Consider the following 16553-nt stretch of genomic DNA (forward strand, 5'->3'; position numbering starts at 1 on the left):
TCCAGGACGATAACCACGAACACGCCAGCAAGGATCGCAAAAAGCATGGTAGAGCCCTCGCTCTATATATCTTCGCAGCCAAGCGTTGTTTATCTTCGATAAACCTCTACAGCCTCGGGCCCTCGCTGAAAGAGCCCTGCCAATCAACTTCCAAACTTCCTGAAAAAACCACAGGGAGCGAACTTTCGTTCGCCCCCATCAACCCTCCGCCAACGGCAGGCGGATGACGAACAGCGCCCCCGCCTCGGCGTTGCTGACGCACAGGCTGCCGCCCATGTTGCGGATCAGGTCGTGGCTCACCGACAACCCCAGTCCGGTCCCCTGCCCCACCGGCTTGGTGGTGAAGAAGGGTTCGAAGATGCGTTCGAGCAGCGCCGGCTCGATGCCGCCGGCGCTGTCGCACACGTGCAGCTCCAGCCAGCCGGGTTCGGCGCAAGGCTGCTGGCCCAGGCGGATCCAGCGGGGGCCTTCGCGCTTTTCCAGCAAGGCGTCGCGGGCATTGGCCAGCAGGTTCACCAGCACCTGCTCCAGCTGGTCGGCGAAACCCATGACCTGCGGGCGCGCCTGCGGCACCGCCAGTTCCAGCGCGATACCTTGCTGGGCCATGCTCTCGCCCAGCAGCAGCACCACCGCCTCGCAACAGCCATGGGGGTCGAACGGGGCCATGTCCAGGTCGGACTTGCGGCTGAACACCCCCATGTGGTTGACCACGCGGGTCAGACGGTCGACCTGCGCATCCACCCGCTTCAGCTTTTCACCCAGGTACTGCGGGTCGTCCAGCCGCTGCCAGGCATTGAAAAGCGCCAGGCGCATGACGTGCAGGGGCTGCTTCATCTCGTGGGCCATGCCGCTGACCATCTGCCCCAGGGCGGCCATCTTGGCGCCCTGGGCGAGTTGCTGCTGGGAGTGGCGCACCGAGGTGTTGTCCCGCGCCACCGCCTGGGCTTCGCGCAGCCGGCCCTGCTCGTCGAATAACAGGCGGTCGCTCCAGATCAGCCAGCGGCACTCCCGCCCGGGCAGGTTGAAGCGCAGCTCCCAGGATTCCTCGGCGCCGCTGCCGGCGCCTTCGACCAGGCGCGCGCGCAGCGCGCTGCAGTCGCGTTCGGACAGCCAGTAGTCCAGGCGGCGCCCCAGCAACTCGTCCACCGGCTCGCCGAGGAAGCTGGCGAAGGTCTGGTTCACGAAGGTCAACGCCAGGCTGGCCGAGTAGCGGCAGATCAGCGCCGGCGAGTCCTCCACCAGCATCCGGTAGCGCTCCTCGCTCTCGGCGATGCGCAGCGCCGCCTGGTGCCGCTCGGTCACGTCCAGCCACAGGCCCACCACTTCCCGCGGCATGCCCTGCACGTCGCGCAGCAGCTTGGCCTCGTCGTACAGCCAGTGCCATTGCCCGGCGCCATCGCGCAGGCGGTACTCGGCGTTGACGCGCCCTTCGCGCAGCAGCGTGCGGCCGCGCTCGAAGAAACTGCCCAGGTCGTCCGGGTGGACGCGCTCGGCCAGGGCCTGCCAGTTGTTCGCCTGCAGGTCGAGGCCCAGCAGGTTGCCGGCGCTTTCGCTGTAGAACTCCGGAATGAGCTGGCCGTTCTCCACGCGCTGCACGTAGATCACCACCGGCGCCTTGTCGATCAGGTTGCGCAGCCGGGCATGGGTGGCCTCGGCCTGCTGTGCCTGCTGCCGCGCCTCGCTGACGTCGAGCAGCACGCCACCGAGGAAGCCGTTGTCCATGCCGCCCTGCCGGCGGCCCTGCAGGCGCAGCCAGCGCCGCACCTGGGTCCAGGAATCCGGGCAGAGGCGCAGGTCCAGCTTCAGCTCCCCTTCCGGGCCCAGTTGGCGCAGGCGTATCAGCAGCTCGTCGGCATCCGCGGGGTGGAAGCGCTGCAGGAGTTCCTCCAGCGACAAGCGCGTCTGCCCCTCCGGCAGCTCCAGGATGGCCGCCACCGCGGCGGAGAACTCGAAGCCTTCGCGCGCCGCGTCATAGCGCCAGTAGCCGCCCTGCACCATGTTCTCCAGCAGGTTCAGCCGGTGCAGGCCGTCGCGCAGGCGCTTGCGCTCGAGGCGGCCGAAGACCTGCAGCGCCAGTTGCTCGGCCAGGCATTGCCAGTCCCCGGGCGAGAGTCCCGCGCGGCTCTCGTCGAGGCCCTCCGGCTCGCCGATCAGCCAGGCCACCTGCCCACCCTGCAGCGTCGCCGGAACGACCTGCAGGTGCTCGCAGCACAGCTGCCTGAGCAGTGCCGAGCCTGGCCCGTCAGCGCCGAGCAGGGTGCTGTCGGCCAGGGCGGCGAGCCCGCAATCCGGCAAGGCCAGGCCTTCGCGCAGCAGGCTGCCGGCGCCGGGGCGGACAAAGCTGGCGAACACCCGCCCGCCACCACCCGGCTGCGCCAGGACCAGGGCCATGGACTGCAGGCGGAAGCTGTTCGCCATGACCTCGAGCGCTTCGCCGACCGCGCCCGGCAACTCGGCCAGGGCGACGTGGCCGAGCCTGGAGAGCAGCAGCTTGATCACGTTGAAGCACTGCATCTGCGACTTTTCCCTGTCGCTCTGCCAGTTCAGGTCGGAAATGTCGGTGCACAGCAGCAGGCAGCCGCGGCCGGCCAGCGGGCTGACCTGCACGCGGAAGACCAGTGGCTGCTGGTCGATGCTGCGCAGGGCCAGGTCGACCTGCCCGGCCTGGCGCACCTCCAGGGGTGGGCCGGCGGGGCGCGACCTGCGCTCCAGGTAGTCGCCCAGGTACGCCGCATCGGCATGCCGTGGCGGCGCCAGGCAGCGGGCACGGCGCCCGCCCAGGCGGCACACGCGGTCCTCGGCGTCCAGCTCGATGCACAGGTCCCAGTGCTCCTGGCTCCACTGCCAGAACTGCTCGCAGAGCCCGCTCTGCACGTCTTGTCGGGGCATCGGCGCCTCACTGTCCGGCGCCGGGGCGGCCTTGTCGTTGGAATGGCCACTGAACAGACCCAGCATCGTCGACCTCACAGCAGCAGGCTGGCCTGGGCCTGCAGCACCGCGGGCAACCGCGGCACCGGGCCGATGCCCGGCAGCGTCAGCACCGGCACCAGCGGGGCGCCATCGGCGGGGTAGCGCACGCAGACGGTGATGCGCGTGTAGCGCCCCTCGGCCACCGGCGTGGCGACGAACTTGCCGCCGCTGCAGCCGGTGTACCAGCGGCTCGGCATCCAGCCGAGGCGGTCCGCCACGGCCTGGGCCACGGTGTCCTGCAGGGCCGCCTGGTACTGCTGCGAACCCAGCGTATCGTTCACCGACACCGCCACCCGCGCGCCGGCGGCCGCGGCATCGTTGAACGACTGCAGCACCAGCAGGGGTATGCAGTACGCCAGCACGCCGTAGAACACGGTGAAGAACAGGATGAAGGTGGCGGCGAACTCGATGGTCACGGCGCCGCGCTGGCGGGTTGGGTGTGTCTGCTGCATGGGTTCCCCCGTAGAGTCGTTGTTGCCTAGATCACCAGCGCGGCGCCCGGTGTCCGCAAGTCGATGATGCGCACGTCGAGGGTGCCGGTCTGGATGCCCAGCAACTGCAGCAACGGGTCGATCAGCTGGCTGCCCAGGCTGGCGAGCACCGAGGCCAGCGCTTGGGTCAGCAGGCTGGTCAGGTCGGCCAGCGAATTGACGAGGCCGCCGACCACGCCGTCGAGCAGTTTCCCCAGTGGGCAGAGCAGCCAGCCGACCAGGGGCGCCTTGCACAGCAGGCCCTGGGTGTTGAGCTCGACGGAGAGGTGCAGGTTCTGCGACAGGCTGGCGATGCCCGCCGCCAGCGAGGCGCCCAGGGGGCTTTGCACGCGCTGCACGGCGCTGGGCAGGTCGGCCGGCGAGGCGATGTCGAAGGCCAGCGGCTGTTCCCCGGGGGCGGCCAGCGTCACGTCGCCCTTGCGGGTATTCACCGACACCTTGGCCAGGTAGGCCTGGCCGTTGCCCAGCAGCTTCACGCTCAGGTCGTTGAGCGCCACTGCCGCCACGCCGGGCTGCGCCTTGACCGCTACCCGCGAGGCGTTCCGGGCGCCACCGCAGGTGATGCTGTCCAGGGCGGCGTACCCCTGGGCCACGGTCGCGCCCAGGTCGACGTGGGCGTTGACCAGCCCCAGCTTGAGCAGGTCCACGTCCGCCAGGACGTTCAGGGCCACCTGCACCGAGTTGGCCTGGGTCCGCCATTGCCCGTTGGCGTTCTTGCCCGGATAGCCGATGGCGATGGTCGGCGGGCTGATCACCGTGAGCTTCACCGTCAGGCTGGTCACCCCCGGCACGTTCAGCGTCAGGCCGGGAATCGCCAGCGCATGTTCCTTGTTGGCCACCAGCGCCGTGGCCATCAGCAGGTCCAGCAGGTTGACGTCGGCGCCCAGGGCCGCGTCGCGCGCACTGTCCGGGGCGATGACACTGATGATCTGCCCCAGGCTGAGGTTCGCCGAGGGCACCTTGATGCTGGCGAGCGCGCTGCGCAGCAGGGCCAGGTTGACGCCGGCGACCTGCGAGGCGTCGGCGGCGTCGATGGCGGCCTGGAGCAGCTGCGCCACGCTGACGTCGGCGTCCAGCAGGCTGTCGACCGAGCCGAGGTTGAGGTCGACGCCGGCAGCCTGCAGTTGCTCGCCCAGGGCTAGCAGGTTGACGTTGGCCCCGGCGATGCCCTGGTAGGTCACCACGTCGAGGTTCAGGGTGGTGCCCAGCAGGCCGCCGAGCAGGGCATTGAGCAAGGGCGAGCTGGTGCTGTCCAGGCGCAGCAGGCCGCTGCCCGCCGACAGCCCCGCCAGCGCCTGGCGCCTGGCCACCGCCTGGGCCTGCAGGGTGACCTGGGTCAGCGTCCCGGCGCCGAACACCGCGGCGACGTTGAGCAGCAGGCTCGAGGGCACAGTGCGGCTGGCGACGACGCGCACCGAGTCGTTCCAGCTGGTGTTGGCAGCGCGGAAGACACGCTGCCGGCCGCTGGCGTCGAAGTCCACGTCGCCGAGGCTCGCGACCAGCCGGCCGTCGTCGGGCAAGCCGTTGCGCCGCGCGCTGGCCAGGGCCAGCGCCTGCACGTCGACGCTGCCCGGGGCGGCGCACATGCCGCTCTGGGTGGCGCTCTCCAGCGCCGCCATGTCGGCCACCCGCTGCAGCTTGCGCTGCTCCAGGTACAGGCGCCCGGTGTCCACCACCAGGGCCATGCAGATCAGCACCAACAGCAGGGTCAATGCCGCCAGCACACCGATCGCGCCGCGCTGCCGCTTGCCGAACATGGACATCTCCTTGACGTCGGGTATCACTTGCTGCCGGTGCTGAAGCCCCGGCTCTCGTCCAGCAGGTACTCGGGGATCGGGTGGCCGTAGCTGTCCAGGTAGCGCCGGTAGGCGCGGTCGCGCTCGGCCGGGGTGGCGGCCTGGTGGTTGGCCGAGGCCTGCCGGCCGCTACGCTGCAGTTGCAGCCATTGCTCGACTTCCCACTGGTCGCGGGTGCTGCCGGCCGGTTGCGAGCGCACCGATTCGGTGGCGCCGAGGGACAGGGGGGCGGCCAGCAGAAGGCCCGTGAGGATGATCCGTTTCATAGCTACTCTCCGCTTCCATCGCGGGCCCTGGCCGCCTTGTGGCCGGGCACCCGCCGTCGATTACCTTGTCTGCTGTTCCACCAGCGGCCTGGGCAGGGGCTGCGCCTGCACCTGGACCTGCGCCACGCTGGCACTGTCCGCCGCCTGCACCACCCGCGGCGGCGCGGCGCCGGCCCTGAGCGCGTCGGCGCGCTGGCGGGCCTGGCGTACCTGCTCGTCGGTCAGCCGCGCCTTCTCGGCCAGCGCCGTGGCCTGGGCGTTCCTGCCTTCCAGCAGCAGCAGGCTGAGCAGGTTGGAGGCCGGCAGCTTGTCGTCCCCGTCCAGTTCCAGGGCGGTGAGGAATTCGAAGCGCGCGCCCGCGCGATCGCCCTTGCGCAGCAGCACTACACCCAGGTCGTTGCGGATCATCCGGTCGGTGGGCTGCAACCGCGCCGCCTCACGCAGTTCGCGCTCGGCCTCGGCGATGCGGCCCTCGCGCAGGGCGATCTGGCCCAGGCCGTGGTGCGCCTCGCCGGCCTTGCAGGTGCCGAGCAGGCCCTGGTATTCCGCCTTGGCCAGCGGGCTGCCGATGCGGCGCAGCGCGGTGGCCTTGCTTTCGCGCACCTCCAGCGAGTCGGCAGGGAGTGTCTCCAGGTGCGCCAGGGCGGCGTGCAGGCGGCCCTCGCGCAGCATGTCGCGGGCCATGTCCAGCTGCAGTTCCTGGGTCTGGCTCAACTGGCCGCCGCAGCGCTGGCCGATGCCCGCCAGGCCGTCGGCGAGGTTGTCCGGCAGGTTGGCGCAACCGCCCAGCGCCAGGCCCAGCAGGCCCAGCAAGCACAACGTCTTCATCACATTCCCCCCAGTGCCTTGGTGATGGCCATGAACCCCGGCCCGGCCAGGATGATCAGCAGCGCCGGGAACAGCAGGGCGATCATCACCAGGCTCATCTTCGCCGACAGCTTGCTGATCTTTTCCTGCAGCGAGGTCAGCCGGCGGTCCTCGAACAGTGCCTTCAGCGCCGCCAGCGAGGCGCGCGCGCTGCCGCCCTGGCGCAGCATCTGGCGCAGCACGCCGCAGCAGTCGCTCAGCTCGGCCACCTGCAGGCGCCTGCCCAGCTGTTCCAGCTCGTCGGCCAGGTCCAGGCCGCTGTCGGCGTGGGCCAGCACCAGGTCCAGTTCCCCGGCCAGCACCGGCACGATGTGGCGGCCCTCCAGGCGGACCACCCGCAGCGCCTGCTCCACCGTCAGGCCGGTGTCGAAGAGGATGCGGATCAGCTGGATGAACACGATGACCTCGTCGGCCAGGCGCCGGCAGCGCTTGTCCGCCAGGTGCGCCAGCACGCGCTTGGGCAGCAGGAAGCCGATGCCGGCGGCGAACGCCAGCGGCAGCAGCAGGTCGTCCAGGGCGGCGCCCCTGAGCAGGCCGACCAGCCCCGCCAGGGCGCAGGCCAGCAGCGGCGAGGCCAGCTGCGCGGCCTGGTAGAGGCTGCGCGGCAGGTTGCCGCTCCAGCCGGCGCGGGCCAGCAGGTCGTGGACCTCCTGGTCGCGCAGGTGCAGGCGCCGCCCCAGCGCACCGTCGCCGAACCGTTCGATGGCCCGGGCGCCCCAGCGCGCCGTGTCCTCGTTGCCTTGCGCGGCGGCGCCCAGGCGCTGCTCGATCAGGTGCTGCTCGCGGTTGGCCGCGCGGCTCTGCGACACCAGCAGGGCCAGCGCCGCGCCGAACAGCAGCAGGGCCAGGAGTACGTACCAGGTCGTGTCCATGTCCGTCCTCCTACACGCTCTTGAGCATGCGCCAGAGCGCAACGCAGCCGACCGCCTGCAGACCCAGCGAGGCCAGCAGCAGCGTGCGGCCGAAGCCGTCCGTCCACATGGCCATCAGGTAGCCGGGGTTGCTGGCCAGGATGTACATCCCCAGGCCCAGCGGCAGCACCGCCAGCACCAGGGCGCTGAAGCGCGTCTCGCCGGTCATGGCGCGCAGTTGGCGGCCGATCTTCTCGCGTTCGTGGATGACCTTGATGATGTTGTCCAGCAGCTCCGTGGTGTTGCCGCCGTAGCGGTAGTTCACTGCCACGCCCAGGGCCAGGATGTGCAGCTCTTCCACCTCGTAGAGCTCGGCGATGTCCTGCAGCGCCTCGGGCAGGCTGATGCCCAGCTGCACGTGGCTGCTGGCCCGGGCGAAGACCGCCCGCAGCGGGTCGTCGGCTGCCGCCACCGCCTGCTCCAGGGCGTCGCCCAGGGTGCGCCCGGCCTGCAGGCTGCGCACCACCTGGTCGAGGAAGGCCGGCATCTGCCGGATCATGCGTTGCAGGCGGCGGCGATACAGCAAACCGAGCAGGCCGTTGAACAGCGCCAGCACCAGCAGCACGGCCAGCAGCACGCCGAACACGTTGAGCAGACGCCCGAGCGGCACGGCCAGCGCCAGCATCACCAGCGCCGCCCCGGCCAGCCAGGGGCGCATGTGCACGATGCCGGCGCGGCGCATGCGCCGTACCAGCCAGTGCTGGGTGCCCGGCCGCGCCGAGCTGATGTCGTCAGGAGCCTGGCCGGGTACCAGGCGGCGCACCACCTGCTCGTTGTTCCGCGCGCGCAGGCCCAGCCCCAGCAGCAACAGCGCCAGGCCCACCAGCAGCAGGCTGGCGACCGCCAGCAGCCACACGCCGCCGCTCATGCCGGCACCTGGCGGAGTTTCGCCCCGGACGGCACGCCGGTGCGCACGAACCTGCCGCTGGCGCGCCTGTCCAGGCTGAACAGCGAGTTGGTCACGTAGATGCCGTCGCGCACCTCCAGCACCTCCAGCACTTCGCTGATGCAGCGCCGGCCGTTGGCCTGGCGGGTGATCTGCACCACGATGTCCAGCGCCGCGCAGATCATCTGCCGCAGCGTCTGCTCGGGCAGCTTGTGCCCGGCCAGGCCCACCAGCATTTCCATGCGCAGCAGCGAATCCATCGCCGAGTTGGCGTGCACCGTGCTCATCGAGCCGTCGTGGCCGGTGTTCATCGCCTGCAGCACGTCCAGCACTTCCACCCCGCGGATCTCGCCGAGGATGATGCGGTCCGGGCGCATGCGCAGGGCGTTGCGGATCAGGTCGCGGGCGGTCACCTCGCCATAGCCCTCGGCGTTCGGCGGCCGCGTTTCCAGGCGCACCACGTGGTCGTGGCCCAGTTGCAGCTCGGCGGTGTCCTCGATGGTGACGATGCGCTCGCGCGCGTCGATGAAGCCGCTCAGCACGTTGAGCAGCGTGGTCTTGCCGGTGCCGGTGCCGCCGCTGATGAGGATGTTGCAGCGGTTCTCCACCGCCTGGCGCAGGAACGCCAGCAGCGCTTCGTCGACGCTCTGGTAGGCCAGCAGGTCGGCGCTCTGCAGCAGTTCCTTGCTGAACTTGCGGATGGAGAGGCAGGGGCCGTCCAGGGCCACCGGCGGGATGATGGCGTTGACCCGGCTACCGTCGGGCAGGCGCGCGTCGACCATCGGGCTGGACTCGTCCAGGCGCCGGCCCAGCGGCGCCAGGATGCGCTGGATGACGCGCTGCACGTGGTGCGCGTCGATGAAGCGCAGGTCGCTCTGGTACAGGCGGCCGCGCTGCTCGACGAAGACGCGGTCGGGGCCGTTGACCAGGATCTCGCTGATGTCCGGGTCGCGCAGCAGCACTTCCAGCGGGCCGAAGCCGGTCAGCTCGTCCACCACCTCCTCGGCCAGGCGGTCCAGCTCGTAGCGGGAGATCGCCAGCTGGCGCCGCGCGGCGTACTCGCCGACCTTCTCGGAGACGTACTGGGCCACCGCCGCCCGCGCGCCTTCCAGCAGGTTCACGCCGTCTTCGTCGATCTCGTCGATGATGTAGCGGTGCAGGCGCATCTTCAGGCGCTGCATCTCCTGCTCGTGGCTACCGAGGCTGCTGGCGTAGTTCATGGGCGCGCGCCCCGGAAGCGGCCGAACCAGGGGAAGCGCCGCCGCGGCTGGCCGTCCAGCGCGCCGAGCGGCTCGGCCAGCGCACGCAGCTTGATGGCCAGCGGGTCACGCGGGGCCACCTCGAACAGGCTGCGGCCAAGGTTCTTCGCCCGCAGGCGCGCCTCCGCCGAGGCCGGCAGCACGCCGAAGAGCTCCAGGCCGAACATGCGGCACAGCGCCTGCTGGTCCGGCGGCACCGCCGGCAGGTAGCGCTCCACCAGCAGTTCGACGGGGGGCAGCGCCTGGCTGTTCTCGCGCAGGCGACGCAGGCTTTCCAGGCCCTTGCGGCACGCCGGCACGCTCTGGTCCACCAGCCACAGCACGCGGCTGGCCTGCTGCAGCAATTGCCGGGCGAGCTCGCCTTCGGGCATGGCGGTGAAGTTGATCAGCACGTGGCTGAAGGCCGTGCGCAGGTTGCCCAGCAGCAGGTACAGCTCGGCGGTGGTCATGCGCTCCAGCACCCCGGGCTCGTCGGTCAGGCTGAGCAGGCGCAGGCCGGACTCGTGGCGGCTGAAGGCGCTGTCGATCAGCGTCTGGTCCAGGCGGCGCAGGTTGCGCATGGCATCGGCGAAGGTGAAGGGCGCGTCCATGCCGAGGATGGCCAGGGCCTCGCCGGCCGGCTGGCCGATGTCCACCAGCAGCACCCGGTTGCCCGCCTGGGCCTGCAGGGCCAGCGCCAGGTGCAGGGCGACGAAGGCGCCGTCGGCGTCCGGCCGGGCGCAGGCCAGGGCGACCAGCTCGCCCTGGTGCACGGCGCTCACCGGCACGCTGGGCAGGCGCCCGCCCAGGCGCCGGACCAATCCGCCCAGCTCGCTGGCACGGGCGCCATAGGTGATGAAGTCGCGGGCGCCGGCGCGCATGGCCGCCAGCACCAGCTGGTTGTCCAGGCCGTCGCCCACGGCCACCACCGAGAGCAGCGGCCGCGCCGACACCAGGCCCTCGATCAGGGCCCCATGCACCATCAGGTTGGCCTTGCCCAGGCTGATGAAGAGCACGCCGGCGCCGGTCACGTCGAGCAGCGCCAGCAGTTCCTCGAGGGTACCGCTGGTGGCGCAGACCACCTGGCCGGTGCTGGCCAGGCTGCTCTGCAGCCACTCCAGCTCGCCCGCATGCTGGGTCAGCGCGACGAAAGTCTGCCCGGCGTTGCGGCCCGACGTGGCGGGCACGCGGCTGCCGCTGCGCCCCAACAGGTCGCCGGCCATCACTCGGACATCCCGTTGGCGGAAGCGCGGCCGTCGAACTGGCCGTTCTCCAGGAAGTAGAACTCGCCGAAGCCGGGGTCGTACTTGCGCAGGCCCTCGCCGGGCAGCTTGGGCAGGCTGGCGTTGGCCGCCAGCGGCTGGACCAGGTGCGGGGTGACCACCATCAGCAGTTCGCGGTCGTCCTTGTCCAGCTGCGAGGAGCGGAAGAACGCGCCCAGCACCGGCAGGTTGCCCAGGCCGGGGAACTTGTCGACGTTGCTCACCGTGTTGCTGCTGATCAGGCCGCTGATCACGAAGCTCTCGCCATCGGCGAGGTTCACGCTGGTGTCGGTGCGCCGCACGTTGAGCGCCGGCACCGCGATGCCGTCGGTCTTGATCCCGGCGGAGAAGTCCAGCTCGCTGACCTCCGGCGCCACCTTCAGGGCGATGCGCCCGCTGGACATCACCGTCGGCGTCAGGGTCAGGCGTACGCCGTATTCCTTGTACTCGATGGTGATGTTGTCGTTGTTGCCGTTGGGCACCGGGATGGGGAACTCGCCACCGGCCAGGAAGGACGCGCTCTGCCCGCTGGTGGCCACCAGGCTCGGGCGCGCCAGGGTATAGGCGAAGCCGCTGCCCTCGAGCATGTTGAGGAAGCCCAGGACCTTGCTGCTGCCACCGCCCCAGATGACGTTGAAGCCGCTGTCGCCGGTGCCGAAGTTGCCGCTCACGCCACCGTCGGAACCGACGCTGATGCCGCTCAGGCTGCCCGGCGCGCCGAGCACGAACAGGTTGGAACCGCGCCGCACCAGGGACGAACTGGCCTGCTTGAGCTTGCTGCGGCTGACCTCGACGAAGCGGATGTCGGTCTGCACCTGGCTGGGCAGGGTCGTGGCGGCAGCATCGCTGGCGGCGCCCACGTCACGCACCGAGCGCCCGGCCACCTGTACCTGGGCCCGCAGCGGGTCGCCCGGGCAGCCGGTCCAGACCAGCAGGCTGGTCTCCCCCTGGGCCTTGCCGGTGACCAGGAAATTGCGCTTGTCCAGCAACTGCACGTCGGCGATCTGCGGATCGCCAATGGCCAGGCGCTTGATCGGCAGCGGCAACTGCTGGTCCTGCTGGGCACCCTGCTGCACCGCCAGTACCAGTTTCTGCGGCAGCAGAGCCAGCCCTTCGCAGGCCTTGGGCGCGGCCTGCGCCGAAGCCAGCAGCGCCCATGCCATGGCGCCCGCGAGGCAGACGCCTACCCGACCAGCCGGACGCCGGTCTCCCATCTTGCAAGCCATCCTACTACTCCCTTTCCCTGCTCCAGGGGCTGATTCAAGGCGCCTCGTGCGCAACCGTGCCGCCGCGGTAGACCGCCACGCCCGCCGCGGCCCGTGGCCGGGCCTGGCTGCGCGGGGCGGCCGGGGCCGCCGGCGGACGGCGACCGAGCAGCTGGTCCAGCGTCACGGCCTCGGTGTTCGCGGGGTTGAGGACGGTATGCAGGTAGCTGCCCTGCTGCTCTTTCTCGTAGAGCTTCTCGTCCTTGCTGCGTACCGCCAGGCGCAGCGAACCGGCCTGGCTGGCCAGCATGAGGCGCGCGGTGGCGTTCGCCGGCACCGCCAGCACCGCGGTGCGCGCCACCTTGCGTTCCTTGTCCTTGCCGTCGTCGGCATGGCGGGCCTGGCCGTCGCCGGCCACGGCGATCTGCTCGCCATAGGTGAGTACGCGCACGCCCGGCAGCACCAGCTGGGCGCGGATGTCGCGCTGGATGCCCTGCTGGTCGGCGACGTAGAGCACCACGTCGACGTAGTCGCCCGGCAGCACGAAACCGCCGCCGCCGACCACGTCGTCCACGGCGATGGCCATGGCCCGCTCGTCCGGGCGGATGGTCCGCGCCAGCGGCCCGCCGGGCTCCAGCACCGCGCCGGAAAGGATGCTGCCGGCCGACACCGGTACCCAGACGCGCTGGCCGAGCAAGGCTTCGGCCTTGGTGTAGCTGCCCACCGGCGCGGTCTGCAGGTATTCCAGGCGCAGGTCGTCCTTGCCCAGCACGGCCAGCGCCGGCAGGTCGCGGGTGACCACCACCACGGGGGTTCTCTGCAACTTGTCGGTATCGGTGGGAACCACGGCGGGTACGGGCTCGCTGGCCACCGCCGGCGCCTCGGGCCGGCCGATGGACAACCCCAGGTAACCGACCACCACCGCCCCCAGCAACAGAAGCCCGGCAAACGCCATCAACAATTTACTTTTCATGATAATGATTTCGTTGCAGCCAACGGAAAGCACATTCAGGAAGCAAGTAACGAAAGTCTCGGGGGCACTTGAAAAACAAGTAACCGATAGCAGACTCAGCGTCCTTGCGAGGAGGCGGCAAGTTACCTTGGCGGCATGTGGAATAAAACAACCAGAAGCTACTATGACTTTTCTACTGGTTGTCAAAAAGTACGGGGAGCCGAAGAATTTAAGAATATATCCGCAATGGAGGCACCATGAACTTCAAGTTGAAAATCCGCAAACTTGTCTCTTCCATGAAGGCATTCGCCAAGGACAAGGAAGGGGCCACCGCCATCGAATACGCGGTTATCGCCGGCCTGATTTCAGTGGCTATCATCGTCGTACTGAAAGAGCTCGGCCCCAAGCTGGTCGACGTATTCCAGAGCATCTCCGACGCGCTCTGAGCCTCTCGCTGCGGCAACCGCTTCGCCCCACGGCTTCGGCAAGACCGGCAAGGGTCCTGGCCTGTGAAAGTGGGGCAACCCAATGAGTATCCGCGCGTGCAACTGGGCAACTTGAAGCGATCGAGCCTTGCCCGGCTTGAATGAAAAAGGAAACAGACCAACCCAACTTGCCCAGAACTCCGGACTCGCGATGCTGACCCGATCGGAACTTCCCCTGATATTGCTCGTTGACGACGACCCCGACGCACTGGCCTCGACGGCAGAGTTGCTCGAAAGTCTCTTCAATATAAAAACCGCAGGCTCCGGCCACGAGGCCCTCGGCAAGTTGCAGGAACTGCCCCTTCCGGACATCGTCATCGCCGACCTGGGCATGCCGGGCATGAACGGGCATCGCCTGTGCGAAGCGATCAAGTCCGATGCGCGGACGAAGGACATCACCCTCATCTTCCTCACCGGCGAGGACACCACCGAGGCCGAGCTGGAAGGCTTCGAACTGGGTGCGGCCGACTTCATCCCCAAGCCGGTGGAGCCGCGCACCTTCCTCAGCCGGATACGCTCGCACATGCGCAGGAAGCTGGAGCGCGACCGGCTCCAGGACCTGAGCGAATACCTGGAACTGCGCTCGCGCAACCTCCTGCAATCCGGCTGAACGCAGCGCGGCATCCGGCCTGCGCAACAAGGTGTAGAGACAGTGGCGACAAGAAAAGCGGAGCTGCACGGGCACCAGATACTCATCCTCGACGACGAGCCCGACATCGTCGAAGAGGTGGTCGACCTGCTGGACTGCGCCGGCTACCGCTGCCTGGGCGCCGGCACGGCGGCACAGGCCCTGGCGCTGTTCCGGGACAACCCCGGCATCGACATGCTGATCCTCGACTTCGACCTACAGGACAGCCAGGGCCCCAGGGTGCTGGAGCAGATGCAGGCGCTGGCCGGCGGCGAAAGGCTCTTCGAGGCCATCACCATCAGCGGGCGGGCCGGCAAGGACGAAGTGATCGACGTGCTGCGCAGCGGCTTCGCCGACTTCCACACCAAGCCGCTGAACCCCGAGCTGCTGCTGGCCTCGCTGGAAAAGCTGGCCGGCAGGCTGGAGGAGCGCGTCCGGAACCGCCAGCGGGTCATCCAGGCGGAGTCCAGGCTGGACGTGCTGACCGAGAGCCTGAAGTCCCTGGCCAGCGATGCGAAGAAGGCGATCAACTACGTGAACACTTCGTCCAGGCCGGCGAAGGGCGAGGCGCCGATGGACAGCGGCGGGGCGAAAGCGCCGGAAGACCCGCTGGCCAACCCGTTCTTCGCCAAGCTCTCGCTGCGCCAGCTCGACGTGGTGAAACTCATCGGCAAGGGCCTGAGCAACTACCAGATCGCCTGCAAGCTGGGCATCAGCGAGCACACGGTGAAGCTCTACGTCTCCCAGTCCCTACGGCTCACCGGGCTCAGCAACAGGACCCAGCTGGCGCTCAAGTCGTCGCCGCGGCGCCGGGTGAACCAGGACCTGTAGGGGCCCGCAGGCCTCCCCGGGACTCGCCGCGGGCTACCTCAGCGAACCCCGGGCATCCATGCCCCCCGGCGCCACGGAAGAGGCGGCGAGCAGCATGGCCAGCTGCGTCCGGTTGCTCACGCGCAGCAGCTTGAATATCTGGGTGATGTAGAGCTTCACGGTGTTCTCGGAAATACCCAGTTCATGGGCCACCCGGTAGTTCGAATAGCCCTTGCAGATCAACTGCGCCACTTCCTGCTGGCGATGCGTCAGGTTGCAGAACAGCGGGCTGCTGATATCCATCTTCCTTGAACTGTCTTCTTCGTCCGCTGCCAGGCCGAATACGTCCTGGCCGCCGTGGACATCCATCTTTATCGCGCTGACATCCTGGAACAGCGAGTTCAGCGACTCCGCTATGTGTTCGAGGCGCCCGTTCAGGTGCAGTATCTTGCGTTGCCGCCTGATGCTCTGCAGCAGCTTGCTTTCGATGCGCTCCACGGACCCGATCAGTTCCTGTGGCGATACCGGCTTCATGAGAAAGTCGGAGGCCCCGGCGCGCATCGCCTCGACCACCTTTTCGCTTTCACCGAAACCGGTGAGGACGATGACTTCGAAAAGATAATCGTCCCCCACCGCGCGCCTGATTTCCCCGATGGCGTCCAGGCCCCATTCGCGGCCCAGGTTCAGGTCGCAGACCAGTATCCGCAACTTGGCGTTCTTCCTGAAAAGCGCGACCGCCTCGCCGATGGAACTGCAACCGACCGAGGCGAAACCGACGCTCTCCAGCACTTCTGAAAGTTCCGAGGCGACCTCGGGCTCGTCATCGATGACCAGCACCTCGAACGCCCGGAATTCTTTGTTTTTCATTTTCCCCCCCACTCAACCCCTTGGGCATGCAAGCTGCCGGGGCCTTGCCTTTCTCAAAAGTAAAACTCAAGACTTCACTGGTCGCTTTCCAGCAACCAGCCCATCGTTTTTTCTATGGAGTCCAAGTCCCCTGTTTCTGCCAGTTCCCGCAAGTGCACCGCCAACGCCTGGCAGGAATCGGCGAGTGTTCGACTCCACTCGATGAGGTCGGTGACGGCACCGGCTTCCACCAGTGCCTGAAGTTGCTGCTGCTGCCCTGACGTCAAGGATTTCAACTGTTCGGCAAGGACTTCCTGACGGCGGTCATGCTTTTCATCCACGGCGCCCAGGCCGCCGCGCAGGTGCAGCAGCTGGGCCAGCGTGGCGCCCAGGTCGGCCAGGCTGATGGGCTTCACCAGGCTGGCGTCGAACGGCAGCCCGCCGGCCTGGCCGAGGCTCTGCATGGTCTGCTGGGTGGCGGACATCAGCACCACCGGCAGGTCGGGCCAGCGTTCGCGCAGCGCCCGCAGAAGCTCGCCGCCATTGCAGCGCGGCATCAGGTAGTCGGTCAGGACCAGGTCCGGCCGCTGACCGCCCGGCGCCATCAGGCGCTCCCGGCAATCCCCCCCGTCGACGGCCGCCTCGACGCGGAAGCGGCTGGCCACCAGCAGGTCCACCAGCATGTCGCGGATGTCGGCGTTGTCCTCGACGACCCACACCAGGCGCCCCTCGCCGCGCACGGGCAGGGTCTTCATCGGCAGGTCGAACAGCTGCGGCTGCTGCATGTCCTGCTCGGTGCCGACGGCCAGGGTCAGCTCGAAGCTGGCGCGGGTCCCCTCGCCGGGCGCGCTCTGCACCCTCACCCGCCCGCCCATGAGCTGGACCCAGTGCTCGACGATGGCCAGGCCGAGCCCGGCGCCCTCGACGTCGCCGCCGGCGC

17 protein-coding genes are annotated in these 16553 nt (G+C 69.0%); 4 read left to right on the forward strand and 13 right to left on the reverse strand.

Features of this window, described 5'->3' with window-relative positions; all coding sequences use genetic code 11:
• The coding region (locus DK254_RS34640; protein ID WP_218281463.1) for a hypothetical protein at nt 1-227 on the forward strand (227 nt) is incomplete at its 5' end.
• Here DK254_RS34640 and DK254_RS35100 read toward each other — a convergent pair.
• From DK254_RS35100 to cpaB, 11 genes are read right to left on the reverse strand one after another with little or no spacing between them, the layout of a single operon-like run.
• Complete coding sequence (locus DK254_RS35100; RefSeq protein ID WP_109936691.1) at nt 199-2955, reverse strand: PAS domain-containing sensor histidine kinase; 2757 nt, start codon at nt 2953-2955, stop codon at nt 199-201. The two genes, DK254_RS34640 and DK254_RS35100, sit on opposite strands and share 29 nt — an antisense overlap.
• Before the next feature lie 8 nt (nt 2956-2963).
• The gene (locus DK254_RS29650) at nt 2964-3422 is read right to left on the reverse strand and encodes a TadE/TadG family type IV pilus assembly protein (RefSeq protein WP_089394702.1); all 459 of its coding nucleotides are present in this window, start codon (nt 3420-3422) and stop codon (nt 2964-2966) included.
• 26 nt (nt 3423-3448) lie between these two features.
• The gene (locus DK254_RS29655; RefSeq protein WP_158546455.1) at nt 3449-5218 is read right to left on the reverse strand and encodes a pilus assembly protein TadG-related protein; all 1770 of its coding nucleotides are present in this window, start codon (nt 5216-5218) and stop codon (nt 3449-3451) included.
• Between the two features lie 23 nt (nt 5219-5241).
• The gene (locus DK254_RS29660; protein WP_109936693.1) at nt 5242-5523 is read right to left on the reverse strand and encodes a DUF3613 domain-containing protein; all 282 of its coding nucleotides are present in this window, start codon (nt 5521-5523) and stop codon (nt 5242-5244) included.
• A gap of 60 nt (nt 5524-5583) precedes the next feature.
• Complete coding sequence (locus tag DK254_RS29665) at nt 5584-6351, reverse strand: tetratricopeptide repeat protein (protein ID WP_109936694.1); 768 nt, start codon at nt 6349-6351, stop codon at nt 5584-5586.
• Nucleotides 6351-7262 (reverse strand): type II secretion system F family protein, encoded by a 912-nt coding sequence (locus DK254_RS29670; protein ID WP_109936695.1) that lies wholly within the window; start codon nt 7260-7262, stop codon nt 6351-6353. Before DK254_RS29670 ends, DK254_RS29665 begins: the two co-directional genes overlap by 1 nt.
• A gap of 10 nt (nt 7263-7272) precedes the next feature.
• Nucleotides 7273-8169, reverse strand: a complete 897-nt coding sequence (locus DK254_RS29675) for a type II secretion system F family protein (protein WP_109936696.1) — start codon at nt 8167-8169, stop codon at nt 7273-7275.
• The gene (tadA, locus tag DK254_RS29680) at nt 8166-9407 is read right to left on the reverse strand and encodes a type 4b pilus Flp biogenesis ATPase TadA (RefSeq protein ID WP_109936697.1); all 1242 of its coding nucleotides are present in this window, start codon (nt 9405-9407) and stop codon (nt 8166-8168) included. The genes DK254_RS29675 and tadA overlap by 4 nt, the downstream gene beginning before the upstream one ends.
• Nucleotides 9404-10648 carry a type 4b pilus Flp biogenesis protein TadZ gene (gene tadZ / locus DK254_RS29685; RefSeq protein ID WP_256595986.1) on the reverse strand — a complete coding sequence of 415 codons (1245 nt, stop codon included), beginning with the start codon at nt 10646-10648 and terminating at the stop codon, nt 9404-9406. The genes tadA and tadZ overlap by 4 nt, the downstream gene beginning before the upstream one ends.
• Complete coding sequence (locus tag DK254_RS29690) at nt 10648-11901, reverse strand: type II and III secretion system protein family protein (protein WP_371921202.1); 1254 nt, start codon at nt 11899-11901, stop codon at nt 10648-10650. The genes tadZ and DK254_RS29690 overlap by 1 nt, the downstream gene beginning before the upstream one ends.
• 46 nt (nt 11902-11947) lie before the next feature.
• The gene (gene cpaB, locus DK254_RS29695) at nt 11948-12865 is read right to left on the reverse strand and encodes a Flp pilus assembly protein CpaB (RefSeq protein WP_109936699.1); all 918 of its coding nucleotides are present in this window, start codon (nt 12863-12865) and stop codon (nt 11948-11950) included.
• Between the two features lie 236 nt (nt 12866-13101).
• On the opposite strand from cpaB, the gene DK254_RS29700 reads away from it, so the two are divergent.
• The 3 genes from DK254_RS29700 to DK254_RS29710 all read left to right on the forward strand — a co-directional run bounded on the left by DK254_RS29700 (nt 13102) and on the right by DK254_RS29710 (nt 14788).
• Nucleotides 13102-13290: a Flp family type IVb pilin gene (locus DK254_RS29700; protein ID WP_109936700.1), complete on the forward strand. Its 189-nt coding sequence runs from the start codon at nt 13102-13104 to the stop codon at nt 13288-13290.
• 190 nt (nt 13291-13480) lie between these two features.
• Nucleotides 13481-13939: a two-component system response regulator gene (locus DK254_RS29705; RefSeq protein ID WP_109936701.1), complete on the forward strand. Its 459-nt coding sequence runs from the start codon at nt 13481-13483 to the stop codon at nt 13937-13939.
• 42 nt (nt 13940-13981) lie between these two features.
• The gene (locus DK254_RS29710; protein ID WP_109936702.1) at nt 13982-14788 is read left to right on the forward strand and encodes a response regulator; all 807 of its coding nucleotides are present in this window, start codon (nt 13982-13984) and stop codon (nt 14786-14788) included.
• 33 nt (nt 14789-14821) lie between these two features.
• Here DK254_RS29710 and DK254_RS29715 read toward each other — a convergent pair whose 3' ends face one another.
• Both DK254_RS29715 and DK254_RS29720 read right to left on the reverse strand, forming a co-directional pair.
• Nucleotides 14822-15634, reverse strand: coding sequence for a response regulator transcription factor (locus tag DK254_RS29715; RefSeq protein WP_109936703.1), 813 nt, complete (start codon nt 15632-15634; stop codon nt 14822-14824).
• Nucleotides 15635-15708: 74 nt separating this feature from the next.
• Nucleotides 15709-16553 (reverse strand): response regulator (locus DK254_RS29720; protein WP_218281464.1); only part of this gene is annotated, 845 nt, incomplete at its 5' end.

Origin of the sequence: Pseudomonas sp. RW407 (assembly GCF_003176655.1) — a bacterium.
GTDB lineage: Bacteria > Pseudomonadota > Gammaproteobacteria > Pseudomonadales > Pseudomonadaceae > Pseudomonas > Pseudomonas delhiensis.

Bases quoted from the DNA above. Each gene is read 5' to 3' on its own strand.
- DK254_RS35100 (WP_109936691.1), bottom strand. From the start codon at position 2,955: ATGCTGGGTCTGTTCAGTGGCCATTCCAACGACAAGGCCGCCCCGGCG.
- DK254_RS29650 (WP_089394702.1), bottom strand. From the start codon at position 3,422: ATGCAGCAGACACACCCAACCCGCCAGCGCGGCGCCGTGACCATCGAG.
- DK254_RS29655 (WP_158546455.1), bottom strand. From the start codon at position 5,218: ATGTTCGGCAAGCGGCAGCGCGGCGCGATCGGTGTGCTGGCGGCATTG.
- DK254_RS29660 (WP_109936693.1), bottom strand. From the start codon at position 5,523: ATGAAACGGATCATCCTCACGGGCCTTCTGCTGGCCGCCCCCCTGTCC.
- DK254_RS29665 (WP_109936694.1), bottom strand. From the start codon at position 6,351: ATGAAGACGTTGTGCTTGCTGGGCCTGCTGGGCCTGGCGCTGGGCGGT.
- DK254_RS29670 (WP_109936695.1), bottom strand. From the start codon at position 7,262: ATGGACACGACCTGGTACGTACTCCTGGCCCTGCTGCTGTTCGGCGCG.
- DK254_RS29675 (WP_109936696.1), bottom strand. From the start codon at position 8,169: ATGAGCGGCGGCGTGTGGCTGCTGGCGGTCGCCAGCCTGCTGCTGGTG.
- tadA (WP_109936697.1), bottom strand. From the start codon at position 9,407: ATGAACTACGCCAGCAGCCTCGGTAGCCACGAGCAGGAGATGCAGCGC.
- tadZ (WP_256595986.1), bottom strand. From the start codon at position 10,648: ATGGCCGGCGACCTGTTGGGGCGCAGCGGCAGCCGCGTGCCCGCCACG.
- DK254_RS29690 (WP_371921202.1), bottom strand. From the start codon at position 11,901: ATGGGAGACCGGCGTCCGGCTGGTCGGGTAGGCGTCTGCCTCGCGGGC.
- cpaB (WP_109936699.1), bottom strand. From the start codon at position 12,865: ATGAAAAGTAAATTGTTGATGGCGTTTGCCGGGCTTCTGTTGCTGGGG.
- DK254_RS29700 (WP_109936700.1), top strand. From the start codon at position 13,102: ATGAACTTCAAGTTGAAAATCCGCAAACTTGTCTCTTCCATGAAGGCA.
- DK254_RS29705 (WP_109936701.1), top strand. From the start codon at position 13,481: ATGCTGACCCGATCGGAACTTCCCCTGATATTGCTCGTTGACGACGAC.
- DK254_RS29715 (WP_109936703.1), bottom strand. From the start codon at position 15,634: ATGAAAAACAAAGAATTCCGGGCGTTCGAGGTGCTGGTCATCGATGAC.